The 20,646-nt window shown below is 45.6% G+C and carries 23 protein-coding genes; 6 read left to right on the plus strand and 17 right to left on the minus strand.

The genetic code is table 11. The annotated features are described in order from the left end of the window. Positions 1-45: 45 nt before the first annotated feature. Positions 46-948, minus strand: coding sequence for a TIGR01212 family radical SAM protein (locus ACR2PX_RS27320; protein WP_434002521.1), 903 nt, complete (start codon positions 946-948; stop codon positions 46-48). A 149-nt stretch (positions 949-1,097) separates the two neighbouring features. Beyond that, entirely contained in the window at positions 1,098-1,403 is a 306-nt protein-coding gene (locus ACR2PX_RS27325) for a hypothetical protein (protein WP_434002522.1), read from the minus strand. Between the two features lie 225 nt (positions 1,404-1,628). Between ACR2PX_RS27325 and ACR2PX_RS27330 the strand changes: the two genes are divergently transcribed. The 3 genes from ACR2PX_RS27330 (at position 1,629) to ACR2PX_RS27340 (ending at position 4,860) form a co-directional block, all read left to right on the plus strand. Then, on the plus strand, positions 1,629-1,907 hold the full coding sequence (locus tag ACR2PX_RS27330; protein ID WP_434002523.1) for a hypothetical protein: 279 nt from the start codon (positions 1,629-1,631) through the stop codon (positions 1,905-1,907). Positions 1,908-2,137: 230 nt separating this feature from the next. Next, a complete protein-coding gene (locus ACR2PX_RS27335) occupies positions 2,138-4,462 on the plus strand; it encodes a DUF1631 family protein (RefSeq protein WP_434002524.1) in 2,325 nt (774 codons plus the stop codon). A gap of 74 nt (positions 4,463-4,536) precedes the next feature. After that, on the plus strand, positions 4,537-4,860 hold the full coding sequence (locus tag ACR2PX_RS27340; protein ID WP_434002525.1) for an Hpt domain-containing protein: 324 nt from the start codon (positions 4,537-4,539) through the stop codon (positions 4,858-4,860). Here the strand turns inward: ACR2PX_RS27340 and ACR2PX_RS27345 are convergent. After that, the gene (locus ACR2PX_RS27345) at positions 4,855-5,475 is read right to left on the minus strand and encodes a MarC family protein (protein WP_434002526.1); all 621 of its coding nucleotides are present in this window, start codon (positions 5,473-5,475) and stop codon (positions 4,855-4,857) included. The two genes, ACR2PX_RS27340 and ACR2PX_RS27345, sit on opposite strands and share 6 nt — an antisense overlap. Before the next feature lie 135 nt (positions 5,476-5,610). Between ACR2PX_RS27345 and ACR2PX_RS27350 the strand changes: the two genes are divergently transcribed. Together ACR2PX_RS27350 and ACR2PX_RS27355 are read left to right on the plus strand one after the other, a co-directional pair. Next, entirely contained in the window at positions 5,611-6,183 is a 573-nt protein-coding gene (locus ACR2PX_RS27350; RefSeq protein WP_434002527.1) for an RNA polymerase sigma factor, read from the plus strand. Then, positions 6,168-6,863 (plus strand): anti-sigma factor, encoded by a 696-nt coding sequence (locus ACR2PX_RS27355; protein WP_434002528.1) that lies wholly within the window; start codon positions 6,168-6,170, stop codon positions 6,861-6,863. The genes ACR2PX_RS27350 and ACR2PX_RS27355 overlap by 16 nt, the downstream gene beginning before the upstream one ends. A 36-nt stretch (positions 6,864-6,899) precedes the next feature. Here ACR2PX_RS27355 and ACR2PX_RS27360 read toward each other — a convergent pair whose 3' ends face one another. The 3 genes from ACR2PX_RS27360 to ACR2PX_RS27370 form a co-directional block, all read right to left on the minus strand. Then, the gene (locus ACR2PX_RS27360) at positions 6,900-7,850 is read right to left on the minus strand and encodes an MBL fold metallo-hydrolase (RefSeq protein ID WP_434002529.1); all 951 of its coding nucleotides are present in this window, start codon (positions 7,848-7,850) and stop codon (positions 6,900-6,902) included. 210 nt (positions 7,851-8,060) lie between these two features. Then, positions 8,061-8,750, minus strand: a complete 690-nt coding sequence (locus tag ACR2PX_RS27365; RefSeq protein WP_434002530.1) for an SDR family oxidoreductase — start codon at positions 8,748-8,750, stop codon at positions 8,061-8,063. Next, a complete protein-coding gene (locus ACR2PX_RS27370) occupies positions 8,743-9,774 on the minus strand; it encodes an adenosine deaminase (RefSeq protein ID WP_434002531.1) in 1,032 nt (343 codons plus the stop codon). The genes ACR2PX_RS27365 and ACR2PX_RS27370 overlap by 8 nt, the downstream gene beginning before the upstream one ends. Before the next feature lie 173 nt (positions 9,775-9,947). On the opposite strand from ACR2PX_RS27370, the gene ACR2PX_RS27375 reads away from it, so the two are divergent. Then, positions 9,948-10,676 carry a hypothetical protein gene (locus ACR2PX_RS27375; RefSeq protein ID WP_434002532.1) on the plus strand — a complete coding sequence of 243 codons (729 nt, stop codon included), beginning with the start codon at positions 9,948-9,950 and terminating at the stop codon, positions 10,674-10,676. Between the two features lie 67 nt (positions 10,677-10,743). Here the strand turns inward: ACR2PX_RS27375 and frdD are convergent, their stop codons facing one another. From frdD to ACR2PX_RS27430, 11 genes are all read right to left on the minus strand, one after another. Beyond that, complete coding sequence (gene frdD, locus ACR2PX_RS27380; protein WP_434002533.1) at positions 10,744-11,094, minus strand: fumarate reductase subunit FrdD; 351 nt, start codon at positions 11,092-11,094, stop codon at positions 10,744-10,746. A gap of 11 nt (positions 11,095-11,105) precedes the next feature. Beyond that, on the minus strand, positions 11,106-11,492 hold the full coding sequence (locus tag ACR2PX_RS27385; RefSeq protein WP_434002534.1) for a hypothetical protein: 387 nt from the start codon (positions 11,490-11,492) through the stop codon (positions 11,106-11,108). Then, entirely contained in the window at positions 11,492-12,238 is a 747-nt protein-coding gene (locus ACR2PX_RS27390) for a succinate dehydrogenase/fumarate reductase iron-sulfur subunit (protein ID WP_434002535.1), read from the minus strand. The genes ACR2PX_RS27385 and ACR2PX_RS27390 overlap by 1 nt, the downstream gene beginning before the upstream one ends. A 14-nt stretch (positions 12,239-12,252) precedes the next feature. Then, positions 12,253-14,016: a fumarate reductase (quinol) flavoprotein subunit gene (frdA, locus tag ACR2PX_RS27395; RefSeq protein ID WP_434002536.1), complete on the minus strand. Its 1,764-nt coding sequence runs from the start codon at positions 14,014-14,016 to the stop codon at positions 12,253-12,255. 347 nt (positions 14,017-14,363) lie between these two features. After that, positions 14,364-15,578: an aromatic amino acid transport family protein gene (locus ACR2PX_RS27400; protein WP_434002537.1), complete on the minus strand. Its 1,215-nt coding sequence runs from the start codon at positions 15,576-15,578 to the stop codon at positions 14,364-14,366. A gap of 159 nt (positions 15,579-15,737) precedes the next feature. Next, complete coding sequence (locus tag ACR2PX_RS27405) at positions 15,738-16,403, minus strand: HrpE/YscL family type III secretion apparatus protein (RefSeq protein WP_434002538.1); 666 nt, start codon at positions 16,401-16,403, stop codon at positions 15,738-15,740. Next, positions 16,382-17,077, minus strand: a complete 696-nt coding sequence (locus ACR2PX_RS27410; protein ID WP_434002539.1) for a SctK family type III secretion system sorting platform protein — start codon at positions 17,075-17,077, stop codon at positions 16,382-16,384. The genes ACR2PX_RS27405 and ACR2PX_RS27410 overlap by 22 nt, the downstream gene beginning before the upstream one ends. Next, positions 17,074-17,865, minus strand: coding sequence for a type III secretion system inner membrane ring lipoprotein SctJ (gene sctJ / locus ACR2PX_RS27415; protein ID WP_434002540.1), 792 nt, complete (start codon positions 17,863-17,865; stop codon positions 17,074-17,076). Before sctJ ends, ACR2PX_RS27410 begins: the two co-directional genes overlap by 4 nt. Positions 17,866-17,943: 78 nt before the next feature. After that, positions 17,944-18,360 (minus strand): EscI/YscI/HrpB family type III secretion system inner rod protein, encoded by a 417-nt coding sequence (locus tag ACR2PX_RS27420; RefSeq protein ID WP_434002541.1) that lies wholly within the window; start codon positions 18,358-18,360, stop codon positions 17,944-17,946. A 63-nt stretch (positions 18,361-18,423) separates the two neighbouring features. Next, the gene (gene sycN, locus ACR2PX_RS27425; RefSeq protein WP_434002542.1) at positions 18,424-18,798 is read right to left on the minus strand and encodes a type III secretion chaperone SycN; all 375 of its coding nucleotides are present in this window, start codon (positions 18,796-18,798) and stop codon (positions 18,424-18,426) included. A gap of 17 nt (positions 18,799-18,815) precedes the next feature. After that, entirely contained in the window at positions 18,816-20,459 is a 1,644-nt protein-coding gene (locus tag ACR2PX_RS27430; protein ID WP_434002543.1) for a TyeA family type III secretion system gatekeeper subunit, read from the minus strand. Positions 20,460-20,646: the final 187 nt, after the last annotated feature.

Consider the following 20,646-nt stretch of genomic DNA (forward strand, 5'->3'; position numbering starts at 1 on the left):
TATTCAATCGGCAAAATACTGTGTGGCTGAAGTTATCTCGTCAGGTCATGCTGCTGCCGCTTTTGCTTCCAGTTTACGGTATAGATGGCCTAATACATCCCATTTATGCTTCACCCACTCAGGTCCCATCAGGTATTGATGATCCCCTGACCCCGTCAATCGATGAAACAGCAAGCTCGCTGGTGCCCGAGTCAATATTTCAGATAGAACCTCTGTGTACTGTTCCAGAGTCAGTTCAGAAACTGCCCCGCTTTTCCACTGACGGGCCAGCTGGATCCCTTTTACAAAATGCAGCGGATGAATCTTTACAGCATCAACCCCTAAAGCGACTACCCGATCAAAGGTGATCAACGTATCTGTTGGCTTTTCACCTGGCAGTCCCATAATCAGGTGAGTGCAAAGCTTCAGGCCGAACGTTCTGGCACGATCTATTGCATCCTCATATTCAGCAAATCCATGCCCGCGATTGATTGCGATTAAAGAGTCATCAAAGCTCGATTGCAGACCCAACTCCAGCCAGACTTCATAGCCGTTTTGTTGATAACCCGCCAGCAACTCCAAGACTGGATCAGGAACACAATCCGGACGGGTTCCCACTGCTAACACTATGACATCCGGATCGGACAGAGCCTCATCATAGTAACGTCTGAGATCGTCCACCTCACCATAGGTATTACTGTAAGACTGAAAATAAGCAATGAACTTTCTGGCTCCGGTCCGCTCTGTGACTCTTTCTTTGGCTTCCTCAATCTGTTTTGAGATGGAGCCCGCTTTTGTCGTTAAAGGACTGAATGAGTCATTGTTGCAGAAAGTACAACCGCCAATACCTTTAGTGCCATCACGATTAGGGCAGGTAAAGGATGCATCGACAGAAATTTTATGAACCTTCTCTCCATACTTTGTCCGCAGATAGCGTCCAAATGTATTGACGTAACGGGTCATATCCATGAAATGAGGCACTCAGATAAATCAGAACGTTGATCATCTTTTCCAGAGGCAGGAGAAGCTGAACAGATGAAAGGCAAAGGATCAGAATTGATCAGTCAATGCCTATCACGAATTGTATTTAAGAAGTGAAATAAAGAGCATCAGGACAGTTACTGTCCTTTTTTCATTTTATCCAGAACGGCATCTACAACAGCTCTTGCTTCATCCTGGGCATCAGGCATGGTTTCTGGGTTCAGGTCCGGTGCTACCCGCCATTCAATGACACGTTTGGCAAGTTTACGCGCTAGAACACCCACCACGTCGTCGAGGTATTTTTCGTCCATCATAGGTAGATGCATGAACCGAAGGTGTACAAGCAGCTGTTCAGGCTTACCTTCCTCTTTCATATGGATGGCAAAATCGCCTGTGTCTGTTGTGCTCTGACTGATGGTCAATGTGAAGTGCTGGCCACTCATAACATTCTCCAAACATAACTATTCCAGTTGTCGGCGAAGCTATGGAGGGCTTTAAGATATGAACCCTCTGTTCTTACACAGATTAGAAATAACAATCCATGATCTATAGAACAACTTCCATTTCGTTCTCAAAACTCGATTATCTACACTGAAGTATGGTTATGGGCGATATAAATAAGAATAGACTCTACCGCTCATCAAACTGATCAACTCAGGGAGAGAAAAATGATCACCAACCATGATGCTGAACCTCTACAACCTTCCAATCGAGGGCAAGTTGACCCTACCCAGCCAGTACAGCAAATTGATGCTGCAGAGGCTGAACGCTTTTCTGATCTTAAAAAGCAAGCTGAAATGAAAGATGCAGAAGCCGGTGATGTGGAAGACGGTATGATCAGCCCAGAAGAACTTCAGAGACAGATCAGGGAGAACCTGTTCAAGAACGGCTTTAACAAAGCCATGGAAAAAGCTCGGGAAATTTCTAAAGAGCTGAAAGAAGGCTAAGAAGCTATAACGGTTGTCACAACTTTGACAAAAGTTAACTCACATAGCTTTTTTTATTTCTTTTGATTATAAATCCACTGCTTTAAATAAATTACAATTAGCAAAAGTGATCTACGTGCATCGCCGTCAGGCAAAATCTATTCAGTAAGCAGGTCGGCCAGGCATGTTGCTTTATCCAGAACCAGAGGGTGAGCTTAGATCTAATTGTCATACAGGGAGCAGTAAGGTTTATGACAGGAACGTCGAGCAATGTTGTACCGCTACCGAGTTCTGCAAAACTCTCTCAAGTAGGTGAAATCAACACCTCTTTAATCAATTTTTTCCAAAAATTGATCCTCCCCTCTATCGACCCCATTCTGACTAACCTGATTCAACATGTTATTGAACTCTCAGAGTCTGGCGAAAATAATGCTCAAATCATGCGATTCATGGAAGTGAAACATAATCTTGAGAGATCAAAAAATGAGATCGCAAAACGTTTCGAGGAAGAATCACTTTCACACTTCCATGATCTTGAAGAAGAGGACGACACAAAATCACTTTTCTCTCTCAGTGAACTGTCATTGATTGAAAATGGTGACCTTGAGAAAAAACTGGCATGGCAACATGCTGCCAACCAACTCAGCATGAATGACAACCTTCAACATTTCAATAATATCCAGAACAGGCTGTCTGGATTGATGGATATAAAACCGGAAAGAAATCCTCTGGGGGCTCAAAAAATTTGTGAAAGTTTTGCTCTGGCACTTGGATCAGTCCAACTCAAAGCAGATTTAACTCAAGACCTGTTGTTGCAGTTTGCTCTTAAAATAAAACCCGCAGTGATGAAACTCTGGCTTGAAGTGGACGACCATCTTGAGTCTACTGGGCTGGAAGCCAATAAACCGGCTACCAAAATTGCAGAAATCCCAGAAGATGAACCTTTTTCTGAATCTAAACATATTCAGACTGTACCAGAAGCACCTGGTAGAGACTCTTTTACCCACATACAACCAGGATCTTCTGAGTCAGGGACAGATAAAAATGAACCGCCAAAGCTATGGAATGACGCCTTCATGGATGAGCTGGCCAATAAGCTAGTGTCCAGGGTCGAAGGGCTTCTTCACAGCCCTTCAGACATCCCCCATGCAAGCGCCAGTGGTGATGCAAGAATATTTGCCAGTGTTGAGTTAGCCACCACTCTAACAACGATTCAGGAAGAGCTTTCAGGTCAACAAGCCTCTATTTTTAATCTTGCGGAATCTATCAAGAGTGCTTTGAAAGACAAAGGGGTCAAACAGAAGCTTTCACCAAGGCATAGTGACCTTATCAACATGGTTGGCATGCTGTTCGAATTTATTCTGGACGACCATGAACTACCGGATGAAGTCAAAAAACTGATTGGTTTGCTGCAGATTCCTGTTTTAAAACTGGCCTTACTGGAAGAAGGTTTTTTAACGGATCGCCATCACGCTGCAAGAGAGTTGCTTAATGATATGACCTCTGCCGGTATGCATACGACACTGGCTCCAGCAACCGAGCAGCCTGTTATTGAATTGATTGAAGAAACCGTCAAGTACATTATCAAACATTTCACCCAGAACCCTGACATATTCTCCAGCTGTCATAAAACATTTAACGAAAAACTCCTCAAAATCAGTGAGTCTATAGAACAGAATCAAAACAGCACTGAGCCTCCTCAAACTGAACCTGATAAGCATGAAGAAGTCATTAACTCTGAAGATGTTGTCCTTGAACCTGAGCCTGAGACAGAAAAACAATATCGTTCATTCATTACCGACCTCATTTCCAGCCATCAATACACCGTACCAGATTCCATAGAAAAAATGGTTTATGGTGCCTGGCCTGAAGTCATCGAACACATCGACATAGTCTCGATCTCTGAAGAAACTCCTTACTTAGATGCAATCAACACACTCGACATTATGTTATGGAATCTCCAGCCAGAAAATCGTGATTCAGTCACAGCTGAAGATTGGCTCATTCTAAAAAACATGCTGCTTGATTATCTGAACGAGAGCGGACATGACCCCTTTACCGTAGTTGAGTGGATGCATGCGCTGAATACCTTGATTTCAATGCCAATAGAATTTCCTAGAGAAGCAGAAGTCATTACCGTCCCACTTGTTGATTCAACCGATGAAGAAGAGCAGCAAGAGCCGGATACCGAGGAGATCGTTTTACAGAGTCAACGCATGGATAAGAATCACCTTGATTCAGACACTCTAATCCCCAAGGTTGTCGATGTCCTCCCGGTGGAAGATGAAGTGTTGGAGAAAGTAATCCCGGAAATGCATACCAATGTTCAATTGAGCGTGGGTCAATGGGTTGAGTTCATAGGCAAACAGGATCAGCACTTTCGCTGTAGATTATCTTCCATCAATACCGTCGGTAATCGATATATCTTTGTGAATAGCTCAGGCATGAAAATAGCGGAAATGTCAGGATATGAACTCAAGTCAGGTATAGAAAATCTACGTATCCGTGTTATTGAGGATACTCAGTTCTTCGATAAAGCTCTGCATGCTGTCATAGATAAATTCCTGAAGTTTTAGCATCAGTCGACGACACTCTATTTTAAGAGACGTCTGCTGCCCACCAATTGACCCAGATATAAAGGAGGTATTCATTGATCGATCTTGGGAATCTGCAACAATTAACCGAAGGCGATGCTCCGCTGATGAAGACCCTTCTGGATGAGTTCCTCAACACTACAGAAGAAGATCTTAAATCTTTGGACAGAGCCATTAAACAGAAGCTGAGCAGTGAGATTGCCGGTCTGGCTCATCGTATCAAGGGTGCCTCTATGATTGTGGGAGCCAGTCAGATGATACAACTGACTACGGAACTCGAAGAAGCAGTAAAACAAGCAGACAGTGGTAAATTTGATTCACTACTTTCTGATATAAGAGAGTGCTACAACGGTGTGTCGGAAGCTATCCGAAACCTATAAATGTGTGACCGGTGCTGTGCTCAGGCCAGAGAGCCCCTGCAGTACAATCTCTACAGCCAATGCCCCCAGAATCATCCCCATTACCCGGATCAATATTGCAGAGCCACTGTCTCCCAACCAATTGTGAATGGTATTGGCAGCCAGTAACAACAGATAAGTAATCAATAGAACACTGAGTAAGACAAGGCTGGTAAGCACTTGGTCTTCAATGCCATAACGGCGATTATCGGTTAACACTACTACGGCTGTTAGTGCACCCGGGCTCGCCATAGAGGGTATGGCCAGTGGAAAAACGGCTATGTCATGACCTGGTTCAGCACGATCATGGGAGTGTGAAACATCTTCCCCAAAAATCATTTTCAAACCAAATAGAAATAGAATAATGCCTCCGGCAATCTGAAATGATACCAGCCGAATACCCATGGCTGACATCAGAAACTGCCCCACGATTATGAACATCAGCAGGATAGCTCCACTGTACAGGCTGGCTCTCAAAGCTATATGGTTTCTGTCTCTGGCAGAGTAACCTCCGGTAATTGACAGGAAAAGCAGCAGAGTGCCTATAGGGTCAATGACTGCGAAGAGAAGGACAAAGTCATGGATGATCTGTTGCATGTAGCCTAGGCCTGTATAAGGCGGTTAGTGCACCTATATGACTGAATATCGGTAGAAGTAGTCATTTTTGGAGGTTTGATGGTAGCGATTAATCCGGTAGAGTACGCCTCTTAACCCATAAGCAGAACAACCGGAATGAGTCTGACGTCCACCCTAATATCAACACCCTCTCCCCAGAGCCTTGCTGAAGACCTGGCCAGGTGTGCCCGGGGGGAACAAAAAGCCTTAAAACATCTTTATCAGCTGACTTCGGCGAAACTATATGCCGTGATCCTGCGTATATTGAAAGACAAAGAGCTTTCTGAAGACTGTCTTCAACAAGCTTTTATCAAGATCTGGCAGGCATCATCCAGCTATAACAGCAGTAAGGCTGCTCCCATGACCTGGATGAACACCATTGCCAGAAATCAGGCACTGGACCATTTGCGGAAACTGAACAGGGAACCCCAAATGGAAACGGAAACTCTTGACCTTCAGGTTGACCAGAGTTCCACTCAGGAACAAATGGCAACTGATAGACAGGATAGTCAGGAAGTTCACCGCTGTCTGAAAACTTTGAATGATAACCAGAGACGCTGTCTGGAACTCAGTTATTTTGATGGAATGACTCATCAGAGTCTTTCTGACCAACTGGAAGTTCCTATTGGGACAGTGAAAACGTGGATACGACGTGGACTGATGAGGTTGAAGGAATGCATGACCGCTTAGATCTTGGCAATCCTGACGAAAGAAATCAGGCTGCAGCAGACTATGTGCTCGGCTTGCTGACGCCTGATAAAAAGGCTCAATTTGAGGCATTAATGGCTGTGAGTCATGATGCCCAGCGTGAAGTGGAAGAGTGGCGAGACCATTTGGATGTCCTGAATGAGGCTCTACCGCCAGTCGAACCTCCAAAGCACGTTTGGAAAAGCATTGAGAAAGCCACCAACAACAGTACAGAGTCATTCTGGAGCAGTCTGAAGTTTTGGCAAGGCTCGGCTTTTGCTTCCGTGGCTTTAGCTCTGATGGTAGTGCTGGCGAACTTCCAGTCGATCAATCCGACAGGCATGGAATACGTCTATGTTGTCAATAATCAGGAAAAAAATCCGGGCTGGATTCTCAACGCTTCCCTGAACAGTAAAAAGCTGGTTATGGAAACCATAGAACCTGACTCGATTCCTGTAGGGAAGGCCTGTGAACTCTGGCTGGTTGTTGATGGCGTTGAGCCTGTTTCACTGGGTATGCTGCCTGATTCAGGGACCAAAGAGATGACAATACCCAAAGGATGGGAAGACAGGCTTTCCAAGGCCAAAATTGTTATAACACTGGAAGATCAGAAGGGGGCACCCAATGGCTGGGATATGGGCCCCGTTCTGGACAAAGGGGACTGGAGCTCGCGAACCTATTAATTAATGGCTTCCTGGCACTGCCTGACAAGGCAGTGCCTACCCTTCCAGCCACTCCCACATTTTCTGATCTCTCTCACTGGTCCATATCTCCGGATGCAGAGTATCAGAAGCTTCATCGAAAGCTCTGCTGACATTAAACGGCATACAGTGCTCATAGATCACCCAACTAGCATAATCCTGATCCATTTTCTTTCGGATATAGCGATAGACTGCAGCTAAACCCATTTTCTGGTCAACGGCTTCAGAGGCATAAAGCAGCAACCTTGAGACGTAGCGCCGGGTTGACTCAATGGCCTGCTGGGCAGCTTCACTGCTCTTCAAAACACTTCCTCTACCCGGTACCAGCCTTTCAGGTTCAAGATCGGTCAATCTTGATAAGGTGGCTGGCCATTGATGAAGATAGGCATCTCCACAATAGGGTGTTGCTCCGTTCTCTACCAGATCCCCGGCAAATAGTACTTTCTCATCGGGGATCCATAGAACCGTATCGCCTCCGGTATGACCTGCACCGGGATGAATCACCTCAACTCTCCGACCTCCCAGGTCAATGGTCAGAGATTCTTCGAATAAAATCTCCGGATGGGTCAGCCCGGAGATTCGTTCTGCACCTTCAAATAACCTCGGGAAACGCCTTAGCTCTGACTCCATATCCTGCATCCCCCGTTCACTGATCAGCTGATCTGTGCCATGACTCGCGACGACTCTGGCTTTTGAAAAAGCAGAAGCCCCAAGGGTTCGAACTGCATGATAGTGGCTAAGCACGACATAATGGACAGGCAATGAAGTGATATCCCTGATGGCTGAAAGCACATTTTCAGCCAGACCTGGTGTCGCCTGAGCATCAAAGACCAGAACACTCCGCTCACCCACAACCACACCGGTGTTAGGGTCACCTTCTGCTGTAAACGCATAGATACCCTCAGCAATGGCCTCGAAGGTCACTGTCTTAGCAGTAAGGTCAGCAGATGAAGCAAAAGGAGTCGACATGGCGTTCAGCCCCGGAAATATGAAGGTTGCCTGATTCAATGGAAGTTTAGCCCTTTCATAAAGCCTTGAGAGGGAAATACAGACTCTACTGAATCATAAAACAGCTGGCATAAACCCGGAAAACTGAGCCAGTAGAAAGACTGGGATCGTAATGGTGAACTTGCCTCAGCCTGATACTGAGGCAAAGATCGAACGTTTCAATTAATGGTATTACCAGGGAATAACAGAGCCATCATAATTAAAGAACTGCCCGGTATTTTCTGGTCCAAGCTGCTCAACCACACCCATCAATCCTTTAATGGAGGTCCTGGTATCGATTAATGCATTGGGTCCACCCATGTCAGTCTGAACCCAACCAGGATGGCAGATCGCCACGCTGATACCTTTGTCAGACAGATCAAGTGCCATACTCTTACCTACCGCATTTAATGCAGCTTTTGTAGAGCGATAGATATAACTGCCACCACTGGTGTTATCAGCAATACTGCCCATTTTACTGGTCATCAATATAATCTTTGCGCCCTTAGGCATCAGGCCAACCAGTTCCTGTACCAGTAACACGGGAGCAACAGTATTGACCTCCATTACTTTGTGCCACTCTTCTGACTCGACTTCACCAAAGTTCATCCGGTGGCCATATATACCCGCATTATTGATCAGAATATCGATCTGATCCCCCTGAAGCGTATACTTCAGGTTCACTCTTTGTGCAGGGTTAGTGACATCCAGTGGCACAGTTTCCAGTTTTTCGCTGTTTTGCTGCTTCAGCTTCAGCAAATCTTCTGCAGACTCTGGTGCCCGACAACAGGCGTAGACCTTGTAACCTTTTTCCAAAAACTGCTTGCAATACTCCAGGCCCAGCCCCCGGTTTGCCCCGGTCACTACCACCGTTTTAGTCATTGCTTAACTCCTTATAGAAATTATCCAGACGAGCCAGGTACTCAGACCGTTCTGTATTCTCAAGAAAACTGGCATTGAAACTGTTTCGAATCAACTGATAAACAGCCTGATCATCCAACGCTAATGCTTGCTGACAGGCATGAAAGTTATCGTTGATATAGCCTCCAAAGTAGGAGGGGTCATCAGAATTCACAGTGACACAGAGCCCTCTATCCAGCATCTGCTTCAGATTATGTTCTGACATTTTGTCAAATACACACAGCTTGACGTTTGATAGGGGGCATACCGTCAGAGGGATCTTGTTATCTACCAGATACTGAACCAGTCTCTCATCTTCCAGACACCGAACACCATGATCAACTCTTGATACTTTCAACTCATCCAATGCTTCCCAGATATACTCTGCCGGTCCTTCTTCACCAGCATGGGCAACTGTTTTCAAGCCGGCTTGTCTGGCTTTGCTAAATACTTCAGTAAACTTCCCTGGGGGATGGCCTAACTCTGATGAATCCAAGCCAACGCCTATCATCCTTTGATGCCAGGGTTTGGACATTTCAAAAGTATCCAGCGCTGCTTCAGCACTCAAATGGCGAAGAAAACACATGATAATGTGACTGCTAATCCCCAGTTGCTTTCTAGCATCCTGCAGAGCCGCATCGATTCCCTCAAAAGCAGTACCAAACTGAATACCCCGGTCCGTATGGGTTTGAGGATCAAAGAAAATTTCGGTATGAACCACATTGTCCTTTTTACAACGCTCCAGATAAGCCCAGGTCAGATCATAGAAATCTTGCTCTGTCTGCAGAACTTGTGCACCGGCATAATAAATATCAAGAAAAGATTCTAGGTTAGAAAACTGATACGCATTTCTAACTTCGTCAACGCTTTTGTAAGGCAGGCTGATTTGATTCCTTTCAGCCAATGAGAACATCATTTCGGGTTCCAGGGTACCTTCAATATGCAGATGAAGTTCTGCTTTAGGTAAGGAGTCAATCATGGAGGAATCAGCCTGTTCATCTGCCATTAAAGAAAACCGGGGATTCATTCTTGAATGAATACTGCATTTCCACGTTAAAAAGAGCTATTCTTTCAGAAGATACTCATTATACTGCCCTGCCTGCAAATCAGGCAGCGATATCAGAAAAGATGCTTTCGCTAGAAAAGATCTTTTCGGGCAAGAAACCATGGAATGGTACTATGTCAAAGATTGATGGCTCAGGACAATCACTTCCCCAAACCCAGTTTGAATCCAGCAAACCGTCTGTCGATGAAGGCGCCGGGCCTTCTGATCCAGCACAACCGAAAAAATATCTCTCAACAGAGAGACCGCTGACAGGACCACGAAACAAGTCGATTCTATCTCGAGGTGTCAAACTCCCCCCCTCGGAAGGAAAACTGGAACCCGCAAACCTGGGCATGATGTTGAAGTTTTTTGAAGAAGGCGATTTAGTCGGTGCTCAGAAATCTATGGAGCGCTTTGTAGGTGATTTGAATCAACTCGACAAACTCATTTCAACCTTGCCAAAAGATCAATCAGAGAAAGCCAAAAAGTTGTTAGTGGGCTATGCCAGCCAGCTCACGGCAGCCGATATTGTCAATAAACTGGTAGATCCTGAAGTTTCACTGGAAGAACAGTTTGAACAAATCAGTGGTTACATGAGCCAACTGGGAACCTCTGAAAGCCCGGTCAGAATCATTGCCTGGATCAGGGCAGATGAATATCTCAGTAACAGTGGATTGGGACAAGATCTTCTGCCGGATATGGCCAAGCGAATGGAAGAAGAATGCCTGTTCTCTTTAAGCCAGATGGCCAACAAACTGGGCTTAAAGCTTCAGGACGGAGAGTTGACATCTGATCAGCAGAAAGCATTAGCTCAACAGCTTCGACAAATGAGCATTGAAATGTCAGCCATAAAAAGTGATTAAAGTTCAGCCAGTAAAAAAGCCGTCAGACAAAATCTGACGGCTTTTTTAGTTCTGGATTTTATTTAAATCAGAACAGTACCAATATCACGGTCACCACACTCAATACCAGAGTAGCTCCATAAAACAGTACCTTCAGCCCTGCTCCTGGATGAAAGCCCAGATCATGCAGACCATGGTAAATCCGGTGAATACAGGCCCAGTAAGAAGGCACCAGTGCTACCAGCAGAATAAGCTGCCCAAACAGGTTGTTCAGGAAAAAGTCTGACATTCTCTCATAGGACAACGCTTCTGCAGGAATCGCACCCAGAGATACCGCCAGGATCACCAGAATCATGGCCGGGAAGAAGAAGGCGATCGTAGTACCGCCTGCTCCGAATAAACTCCACAGCAGTGGCTCAATGTGTCTTTTCTGACTCATGACCTTCTCCCTCAAAACAACACGGCTGCAGCAAGAATAATGACAGAAACGCCTGCCAGACCTGCATACATCAGTTTGTTGACCACATTATCAGCCACCATCTTGCGAATTTGCTGAGGCAAGACCCGTGGTGTCATATCGAAATAAGTCACCGCATGAAACAGAGTCATCCCTAGAGTCACGACAGTGAACAGGATCATCAGGGGATTTGCCTGAAAAGACAGCCATCCCTGCCAGGCTTCTTCACCCTGTGTCAGCTGAAGTATGCCAAAGAACAGGTTGATGCAATAAAGTGCATCGAAAACACAGGTAGCTTCCCTGATCATATAGGTGCGGTAAAAAGGATGATCCATATACCAGGTGCGCTTCATTGGACGCACATAAGGACGACGACTCATCACTTACCTCCTTTACGCGGCATAAGGAAAGACAAAGCCCAATCCTGAGCGCCCTGCAACTTGTTCTGGTTGATGGCAGCAGCCGGATCCACATTTTTCGGGCAGACTTCTGAGCAATAACCAACAAAGGTACATGCCCAGACACCGTTCTTACCCTGAATCACTTCGGTACGCTCATCATAACCGTCATCCCGTGTATCCAGATTGTAACGGTGACCCAATGCAATAACAGCCGGACCGGTGAACAGTGGATTAATACCCATCTGAGGACAGGCTGAATAGCAAAGCATGCAGTTAATGCAGCTGGAGAATTGCTTGTAAAGACTCAATTCTTTAGGCGTCTGTTTGGTAACACCTTCTTCAACCGGCTTTTCCATAGCGTTAATGATGTAAGGCTTCACAGACTCCAGCTTGTTAATGAAGTCTTCCGCATCCACCACCAGATCCCGTTCAATCGGGAAGTTAGCTAAAGGCTCCACCTTGATGGTGCCTTTGTAATCCCTCAGGAAGGTCTCACACCCGAGCTTCGGAGTACCGTTAATAACCATGCCGCAACTGCCACAAACAGCCATACGACAGGACCAGCGATACGCCAAAGTAGAGTCCAGTTCATCCTTGATGTATTCAAGAGCGTCCAGCATGGACCACTCTTCAAGGAAAGGTACCTCAAACTTGCCATAGCTGGGCTTTTCATCGCTTTCCGGGTTATACCTCAGGATCTCGATGTTTATTGTCTTGTCATTCATTTCCAGCCCTCCCGTCACTTCTTCTCAGCCGCTGCGCCATAGACACGCTCTTCTGGCTGATAACGAGTAATATTGACGTCCTGATATTCCATACGGGGAGCTGCGTCGCCGTTGTAGTAAGCCAGAGAGTGCTTCAGGAAGTTCTCGTCATCGCGTTTTTCGAAACCATCAATCCGCTGATGGGCACCACGAGATTCCTTACGCTCCAGTGCACCCACTGCCATGGTTTCAGCTACTGCCAGAGAGCTTTGCAACTCAAAAGCCTGCAGTAATTCAGTATTGAAAGCCTTACTGCGGTCTTCAACCTGTACATTAAGGAAGCGCTGACGGAGCTCAGCAATCTTGTCGACGCCTTCCTGCATCTCTTCGCCAATTCGATAGATACCAAAGCAGCGTTCCATGGTTTTCGCCATTTCATGGCGAATATGGGAAGCCTTTTCTGTGCCATTGGCATTGCGCAGATTTTCGATGCTGGAAAGATGCATTTTCGCTTGATCCAGCAGTTTTTTCTCATCAGACATAACCGCTTGCTGAGCAAATTCAGCGGCTTTCTCACCGACCAGTGCACCGAATACAACCGTTTCCGCCAGAGAGTTAGAACCCAGTCGGTTAGCACCGTGCATTCCCACACTGGCACATTCACCTGCTGCAAACAGACCGGGAATATCAGAAGCGCAGTTAACATCTGTACGGATGCCACCCATGGTGTAATGCACAGCAGGACGAACCGGAACAGGCTGATGAACAGGATCAACACCCACGTAGTTTTTCGCCAGTGAACAGATCAGAGGCAAACGCTCCATCAGTTTCTTTTCACCCAGATGTCGCAGATCCAGAAGCACTGCGTCACCCAGAGGGGTTTCTATAGTGTTGCCCTTGCGCTGTTCATTCCAGAAAGCCTGGGAGAGTTTGTCGCGAGGACCCAGCTCCATATATTTGTTCTTTGGCTGGCCAACAGGAGTCTCTGGTCCCAGACCATAGTCCTGAAGATAGCGATAACCATTCTTATTGAGCAGAATACCGCCTTCACCTCGACAACCTTCGGTCATCAGAATGCCTGAACCTGGCAGACCGGTTGGGTGATATTGGACAAATTCCATATCTCTCAGCGGCGCACCTGCTCGCATTGCCATGCCATGGCCATCACCAGTAACAATCGCACCATTGGTGTTGAAGCGGAATACACGACCAGAACCACCCGTTGCCAGAATAACGGTCTTGGCCAGGAATACTTTTGGCTCACCCGTTTTGACTTCAATAGCGACCACGCCCTGCGCACGACCATCTTCCACAATCAGATCGGTAGCAAAGTATTCATCAAAGCGCTCAATGGAAGGATATTTGACAGATGTCTGATAGAGCGTGTGAAGCATATGAAAACCGGATTTATCTGCAGCAAACCAGGTTCTTTCGATTTTCATACCACCAAATGGACGTACGTTCACATCGCCATCCGGTTTACGACTCCAGGGACACCCCCAGTGTTCCAGACGAATCATTTCTTCAGTAGAGTTCTGAACAAAGTAATCGACGGCATCCTGATCGCAGAGCCAGTCACCCCCTGAAACGGTATCCTTGAAGTGATTCTCGAAAGAGTCATGATCCTGAATAACGCCAGCTGAACCCCCTTCTGCCGCCACAGTGTGACTGCGCATTGGGTATACTTTTGAAAGCAGTGCGATTTTCAGGTTTGGGTCTTTTTCTGCAACAGCTATAGCTGCACGAAGGCCAGTACCACCAGCACCTACAATTGCAACATCGGCCTTAATGACCTGCATTATGCCAACCTCTACTGAAGGTCCGGTCTTTCAGTCTGGCAGCAGCCTTCTGCATAACCGGACAGGGTTAAGTGAAATCGTTGGAAAGGAAACCTATTGGGTAATGTCTGGATACTGTTTATCGATCAGGAAGGATTCCCAGTACTCGCATGGTAAATCAGTATAGCCTTATTCAAGGCCCAACTTATTTATGCTGGAACAGTGGTCAGCCAAACCCATTAATAAGTTAATGAGTCCAATGTACTCACTAAGAACATCTGAAGCAATCACGTTAAATCTCATAGATGTGAGTATTTTACGCACCCATACTCAGACGTAGGAAAACATGATTTCTGAACTATTTTCATTCAAGCTAAAAGCTCCAAAGAAATCATAATCTGTGTAAAAATAACCAAACACCCAAAGAAAAAACATAAAATAAGACTGCTCTTTCCCCCCGGAGCTCGATAAATTCCAGACTGTTGTTTTTTTCCTTTTCTTAACTTACCCACAATCAACACAGGTAGAAGAATGGCCAGTATGGCCAATGCGACAGATGCATAACCTAAAGCAAGGATAAAACCTTCGGGGTAGCACAAGGCAAAAATAACGGGTGGAATAAAGGTAACAGATGCTGTTTGTAAACGCCCAAACCAGCTATTTTCTCTTTGCAGAAGACTTGCCAGATAATCGAATAACCCCAGGGACACCCCCAGGAAAGATGTCAGCAAAGCCAGATCTGAGAATACATGAAGAAACAGCTTCAGCTGCTGACCACTTGCTGCATCAGAGAGTTCTCTGACTAGGCCTCCTGCAGATTCACCGGTCTCGGTCAACTGGGAGAAAGACTGATTGGATAGCACTCCTGTTGCAACTAAAAGCCATAAAATATAAACAATCAGAGGAACAACAGCACCTAACACCAGTACTGTGCTAATTCTGCAAGTATCTGACTTAAGGTAAAGAATGATGCTGGGAATGCTTCCGTGAAACCCAAATGAGGTAAAGATGACTGGAATGGCTACCAATGCTGGCCCCCATTGAATGGATTGATAAACCAGATTCTCTTCATCAACAGCAGGAAACAAAGTAAAAAGTGCAGCGATAAAAGCCAGCATCATCACAGAGAATAACAACCGACTGAGCAGGTCTACTGACCTTGTACTGAAGTAAACAAAAGCGCCAGCAAACAGAGTAAAAATAATAACACTGAGTTGTGGACTGACTGCAGTTGAATCACCAAAATACTGATAAACCAGAGATCCCCCACCGGCCAGATAAGCAGCCATCAGGGAATAAAAAAGCAACAGTGGTGACAAGATGGCAAGAAGCCGCCCCCACCGACCTAAAACCCTTACCGCCATGGTATAGAGACTGCAACCTGGTTCAACTAACAGGTTAGCCTCAAGAGTAATTAGTGCAGCCAGTACAACGACCAGGAAATTGATGGCCAGAAGAACCAACATGAACCAAAAACCAACCTGAGCAGAAACCAGTGGCAAGGCCAACATTCCGGCCCCGATTGCCGTACCAGAAAGTATGAAAACACTGCCCAAACGCCTGGATTGAGTGAGCTCAATCATGACTACCTCAGCTTTCTGATTGTTTAGATTTGTGCTGCTACAGCCCATCCTGCAAAGTGTCTAATAACAAACAGCTTTCCCTGGAAGGCTGAAAGCTTCCCTAACTTGGGACTGAGAAAAAATGAGTATAGATGGTTATATTTTAAATGCGGACTGCGATCACTTGGGTTCATCAAACATAGAGTGATCGTTAGTGATGCTACTCACTGCTTCAGAGTTTATTCGCTCAAAACGTTTCTGTAATGCCTTGATCTGTAAGTCGACACTGGCATCAACAACACCAATATCACTTTCCATAATGCAGTCACCTGTAGACAAGCGCTGATCCGGAATCAGATCAATGAAGCCTACGCCTTTATATTCTGCCAGTATCTCATTGAGTCGTGCTTTGACCATTTTGAATTGGCTGGGAGGTATACGGATCGTTACCTGTTTTTCATTCCTGACATGCTGTAATGCATTTTTAACCAGGTTGACAGCGAGCTCTTCCTGATCAAATTCACCAATTATTTTTTTAACACCCGACATTAAAATATCAGCCAAGGCTTTCTCTACCTCTGAGAGATAGTTGATGGTTCGACTGACCACTTTTAGCATTTGCTCTGCCTGATCAACCTTGCTTTCAGTTACCCCTTCTTCAAAGCCTCGTTGCTTTTCTTTCTCATAGGCCTGACGAGACTGATCCAGGATCTCTCTGGCGTGCTCCCGAGCTTTCTTGATAATCTCTTCAGATTCAAGATAAGCTGCATAATCTTTTGATTTAAGGACTTTCGCTGACGGATCAATGGTCAGCTGCCCAGAAGTCAGACGAACAGGTGACGCCATTCTCGATTCACCTCTTTATGCGTTTTAACGACTAATGTCCTACATTGATCAATCTCAAGATCTGACTTTTCTGTGCTCTGGATGTGATCACGAAAAGAAACAGGAAGTTTAAGTTCCAGCCTTTTCAAAAAGGCTGGAGAACTGTCTGAGAAGGCCCTTCCAATTACCTGAAAGCCGGATTGCAAAAGGTAGTTTTTAAAACTATCCAGATGATCCCAGTCAATTAAAAAACTCGGTCCAAGATCACTACCAACTCGACTGAAAAACTGGGCTTTTTTTACGGCAAAGCGAAAGGCTTCCTCACCCAGAGCTTGCTCCAACAGCAGCCTTTCCTGCTTTCTAATGGTATTTCTTATAATATTTTCGTTAAGAATTATACCCAGATAAAGCGCGAGCTTTTGAATAGCGTATTCGTCTGCAAGAGCCACTCTTTTATGCCTTTCATCGAACTCATAATCATAGTCATTGGCCAACCCGAACTCTTCCAGTAAAAAATGGGAGAGATGATAATCCGCATTACCCGCCTTCCTGAGCTGCTTGACCAATGGCGATAATTTAATCGTCTTTAACCAACTGTGATGAATAAAACGAACAAGATACAGGTTAAATTCAGCAACGGACTGAAACAATTCTAATTGAGGATCACCCTGGAGGTTTGGCTGCTCTGCGTTCATTCAGTCTTCCTGACTTTTTTCTTTCCCTTTTTCATAAACATCATCCAATACAGCCCAGCACAACCGGCCAGGGCCATAATCAAGAGAAAAATGAGTCCATAGACCACGCCTCTCAGTGCGCCTGCAGACGAAGGGTTCACTTTAACAAACAGTACAGAATCCATTTTGGGAGCAACATTTCCCCCCTGATTAATTCTGGTAGCAGGAAACAGGGAAACGGTAATTTTATCCAGCGATAAACCTTCAATACTGTTGGACACCAGTGTTTTCACTTTTGGAATGAAGCCTGCTAATTCCAGCTCAGGGGTGTACTTGATAAACACCGAAGCCGAGGAAGGGTAGTTGACATCACTGAGAGAGTCTTGTTCCTGAGGCAGAACAACATGAACGCGAGCGGTTATTACCCCATCAATCATGGATAGGGTAGAAGAAAGCTCTTGTGACATTGAGTAGGTATAACGAGCTCTCTCTTCCGTGGGTGAAGAGATCAGACCATCTTTCGGAAAAATATCGCCGATTGAGGAGTACTTTTCTTTGGGGTAACCATATCCACGGAGCAGTTTGATCGATCTTGAAACGTCGTCGGATGGCACCATCAAGGTCACCATCTTTTCTTTGTTAAGAAGCTTTTCTGCAGGAATACCCCCATCCAGCAGGATAGCGAGCATGTCATTGCCTTCTTTTTCTGTAAGACCTGAGTAGAGCTCTACCTGACACCCGGACAGCAGGAAGCTGAAGCAGATAACTCCCAGGTATTTTAGAGTACGGTGCACAGTTCCCTTGCTCATTAGCAGGCGACTCCGGCTGTAATTCTGGATCCAAAATAACCAGCCAGCTGTGCACCTTCTTCAGGAGTCCATCAGGAATTACTGATTTCGCAGCAGAGTATCAAACGTCTGGGTACTCTTACTGACGATCTTCCCTATGTAATCCTCGGTGACCATCAGGTTGGTCATGGCCATCTGGGTTTTAAACATGTCCTGCATGGTCATGGTTTCACCAGGCTGCAGGTTAGAAACAACGTTCTCCTTACCTGCTTCAACATGCTCTCTCAAACCCTGCATACCTCTGAGAATCTTATCTCCGAGAGTCAGGGCTTCTCCTTCTGACTGTTCAACCGCTGAAGCAGCTTCTATGGCCTGCTGCCCATCGGCATCACCTGAAAGCAAACTGCCAAATTTTTCTGCCGCATCTGCGTCCACTTTCTCTGGAACAGCAAACGTTTCGGCAGATTCAAGCGCTTTCTCTGTCAGGCCTTCTGAGTTGATTATATTTTCGGCCATACAACAGACCTCTTGAGTTGGTCAAAGTTTTCAGCAGGCATTATGCCTGCCCCCCTTGCAACCTTAAGCAGCAGCAAGCTGCTCGGATTGTCTTATTAATGTTTCGATTGAACTTTCAATTGTGGGTTGAGTGAACTGTTCATTTTGCAGATAAATCAGCCAAACCAGTTCTTCCTCACCCTTCAGTCCTGCCTGAAGGGGCAGCAAAAGTGACTTTGTGTAGTGACACTGCCTGAGCGCATGAACAAGACTTTTGACTGCATCGAATCTGGACAACCCCTGTACCAGATAAATCAATACTCCATCTTCCTGCGTCTCAAGATAGAGTGTCCTTTCTGATTCAAACTCAATACTAATAACACCCGACGCGCCAAAATTGAGACCTTCAATCCCCATGCCCCGGCCAATGTCCGAGATCACTTCATCTCGCCAATCCATAGTCTTCGACCCTCATGCTAGCCCCCCTTTACAGTGACACCCTGTCCACTATCACCTGATACCCCCTGTACTCCGTCAGCAGGGGCAAGAAGAGGTTTGATAAATTCTTCCGCCTTCTCCGCAAACTCCGTCAAACGCGGATCGATCGATTTTAATTTAGGTATTTCGCCCAGAAGCTTCTCCAGCTCGGGCTTATTGCCTGACAATGCCCTGACATCATCAAACACATTCAACGGGTCATCATAAGTGTCATTCGGTAACTCACCCATAAACTTGGCAATAATGTAATCTGCACTTCCTGCCCTGGGAGAAGCTTTTGGCAATACTTCACTGGATTTTGGCTCAACTTGAGGTTTGGATGCTGTAGTCTTGCTCAATGAAGGCTCCAAAGACTTATCCTCTTTTTCTGAAGCCATGAAGGGGGTTTCAATCTTTTTAGTTGATGGCAAGTCAAGAGAGTCTGTAATTTCGCCAAGGAAACTATCACCCAGCTCAGCATCCATAGCAGCCTCTTCGATAGCTTCTGACTCTTCTTCTTCAATTTTGTTATCCAGGCTGTCTGTCGCCGCAGACAACATATTCAGCTTGGTTTCATCATTGGTAAATACTTCTTCTGGAATGGATCGGACAATATCCACAACCGATGTCAAAGCAAAAATCTGGGGTTCCAACCTTTCCAGGTTCATTTTTAACGGTAATTGTTCAAAGTCAGACTCAGTGACCCACTGCTGATCAACGAGGTCCAGCATCTCTTCCATCAGGACAAGTCGCACAACATTTTCTTCTGGGAAAGTTCTTTCCAGTCTTTCTTCTGCTTCACAACAGGCATCATGAACTCCAGACTGAATTTTCAGACCTTTCATATCATCAATAATGACCTTCAATCTGACCGGTGACGTGGAATGAGTAACACAATTCAAATCGGTTGCTAATAGATCTAACTGTCCTTGAATAGCACTTTCCAGATTTTCTGCACCATAGGTTTCTGCCAGATAACGGTAGGTTTTCTTCAGAGAACCATCATCTCGAACATGATCCATCTTCCCCATTGAGTCAATGAGTCCGGCGTAGCTTTCACGAACAGTACGAACATCGACATCAAAACCCATTTCTTCGATCATCTGAGCTGCTGACTCAGAAATATTCAAGCCTGCCTGTATCAAAGTGGGATTCTTTTCCCTGATCCTTTGTTGAGCCGTTCGAAGCTGATTGGCTTTCTCTTCATCACCCAGCGCTTCAAAGTATTCTGCTGCAAAATCGAGTGCAGCGAATTGCTCTAGTACGTCATCTGAAAATTCTTGCGCCTGTTTAAGAACCTGATTCAGGTTAAGGTTGGGCTGACTATTGAAGTGATTGACCAGATCCTTGAATGACTGGGTTTCCTGAATAGCCTGTACTTTCTTGATGCGCTCAAGAAGTTTGTCAGTGAGCTCTGAACCAGTGGAGAGTTTTCTATCTTTGAGATTTTTATTGTCGAAGAGTTTGGCTATTTGAGTCATCTCTTCTGCATTGTCCAACAGTGCAGAAGTTGCATCAGTTTTTACAAAAACAGACTCCCCGGCAACCTTGCCTTTGGCTCCCTGGTTGCCTGTAATATTCTGGTTACTCTCCAGGTAAGAAGGTGCTGATGCGCCACCGGCCCTGTCGAGTGGAATAGTCATTTCATGCCTCCTGCATGCAATAGACGAGTTTATCTAACTCGCTACTGAAGAGTGTATCTATCTAGGAGCCTGTCGGACTTACCACTGACCTACTGCGAAAAAGCCGGATTTGGCCATTTTCTATGATTCTTTTCGTTGAATAGCTCGCTATTCGCCTCAAATAATCATAAAAACTGTCTCAAACCGG

The organism is Endozoicomonas sp., from assembly GCF_051008435.1.
Taxonomy (GTDB): Bacteria; Pseudomonadota; Gammaproteobacteria; order Pseudomonadales; family Endozoicomonadaceae; genus Endozoicomonas_A.

What these genes read in the sequence shown, in the direction of transcription:
- ACR2PX_RS27320 (WP_434002521.1), bottom strand. Translation starts at nt 948, where the DNA reads ATGGATATGACCCGTTACGTCAATACATTTGGACGCTATCTGCGGACA.
- ACR2PX_RS27325 (WP_434002522.1), bottom strand. Translation starts at nt 1,403, where the DNA reads ATGAGTGGCCAGCACTTCACATTGACCATCAGTCAGAGCACAACAGAC.
- ACR2PX_RS27330 (WP_434002523.1), top strand. Translation starts at nt 1,629, where the DNA reads ATGATCACCAACCATGATGCTGAACCTCTACAACCTTCCAATCGAGGG.
- ACR2PX_RS27335 (WP_434002524.1), top strand. Translation starts at nt 2,138, where the DNA reads ATGACAGGAACGTCGAGCAATGTTGTACCGCTACCGAGTTCTGCAAAA.
- ACR2PX_RS27345 (WP_434002526.1), bottom strand. Translation starts at nt 5,475, where the DNA reads ATGCAACAGATCATCCATGACTTTGTCCTTCTCTTCGCAGTCATTGAC.
- ACR2PX_RS27350 (WP_434002527.1), top strand. Translation starts at nt 5,611, where the DNA reads ATGAGTCTGACGTCCACCCTAATATCAACACCCTCTCCCCAGAGCCTT.
- ACR2PX_RS27355 (WP_434002528.1), top strand. Translation starts at nt 6,168, where the DNA reads ATGCATGACCGCTTAGATCTTGGCAATCCTGACGAAAGAAATCAGGCT.
- ACR2PX_RS27360 (WP_434002529.1), bottom strand. Translation starts at nt 7,850, where the DNA reads ATGTCGACTCCTTTTGCTTCATCTGCTGACCTTACTGCTAAGACAGTG.
- ACR2PX_RS27365 (WP_434002530.1), bottom strand. Translation starts at nt 8,750, where the DNA reads ATGACTAAAACGGTGGTAGTGACCGGGGCAAACCGGGGGCTGGGCCTG.
- ACR2PX_RS27370 (WP_434002531.1), bottom strand. Translation starts at nt 9,774, where the DNA reads ATGGCAGATGAACAGGCTGATTCCTCCATGATTGACTCCTTACCTAAA.
- ACR2PX_RS27375 (WP_434002532.1), top strand. Translation starts at nt 9,948, where the DNA reads ATGTCAAAGATTGATGGCTCAGGACAATCACTTCCCCAAACCCAGTTT.
- frdD (WP_434002533.1), bottom strand. Translation starts at nt 11,094, where the DNA reads ATGAGTCAGAAAAGACACATTGAGCCACTGCTGTGGAGTTTATTCGGA.
- ACR2PX_RS27385 (WP_434002534.1), bottom strand. Translation starts at nt 11,492, where the DNA reads ATGAGTCGTCGTCCTTATGTGCGTCCAATGAAGCGCACCTGGTATATG.
- ACR2PX_RS27390 (WP_434002535.1), bottom strand. Translation starts at nt 12,238, where the DNA reads ATGAATGACAAGACAATAAACATCGAGATCCTGAGGTATAACCCGGAA.
- frdA (WP_434002536.1), bottom strand. Translation starts at nt 14,016, where the DNA reads ATGCAGGTCATTAAGGCCGATGTTGCAATTGTAGGTGCTGGTGGTACT.
- ACR2PX_RS27400 (WP_434002537.1), bottom strand. Translation starts at nt 15,578, where the DNA reads ATGATTGAGCTCACTCAATCCAGGCGTTTGGGCAGTGTTTTCATACTT.
- ACR2PX_RS27405 (WP_434002538.1), bottom strand. Translation starts at nt 16,403, where the DNA reads ATGGCGTCACCTGTTCGTCTGACTTCTGGGCAGCTGACCATTGATCCG.
- ACR2PX_RS27410 (WP_434002539.1), bottom strand. Translation starts at nt 17,077, where the DNA reads ATGAACGCAGAGCAGCCAAACCTCCAGGGTGATCCTCAATTAGAATTG.
- sctJ (WP_434002540.1), bottom strand. Translation starts at nt 17,865, where the DNA reads ATGAGCAAGGGAACTGTGCACCGTACTCTAAAATACCTGGGAGTTATC.
- ACR2PX_RS27420 (WP_434002541.1), bottom strand. Translation starts at nt 18,360, where the DNA reads ATGGCCGAAAATATAATCAACTCAGAAGGCCTGACAGAGAAAGCGCTT.
- sycN (WP_434002542.1), bottom strand. Translation starts at nt 18,798, where the DNA reads ATGGATTGGCGAGATGAAGTGATCTCGGACATTGGCCGGGGCATGGGG.
- ACR2PX_RS27430 (WP_434002543.1), bottom strand. Translation starts at nt 20,459, where the DNA reads ATGACTATTCCACTCGACAGGGCCGGTGGCGCATCAGCACCTTCTTAC.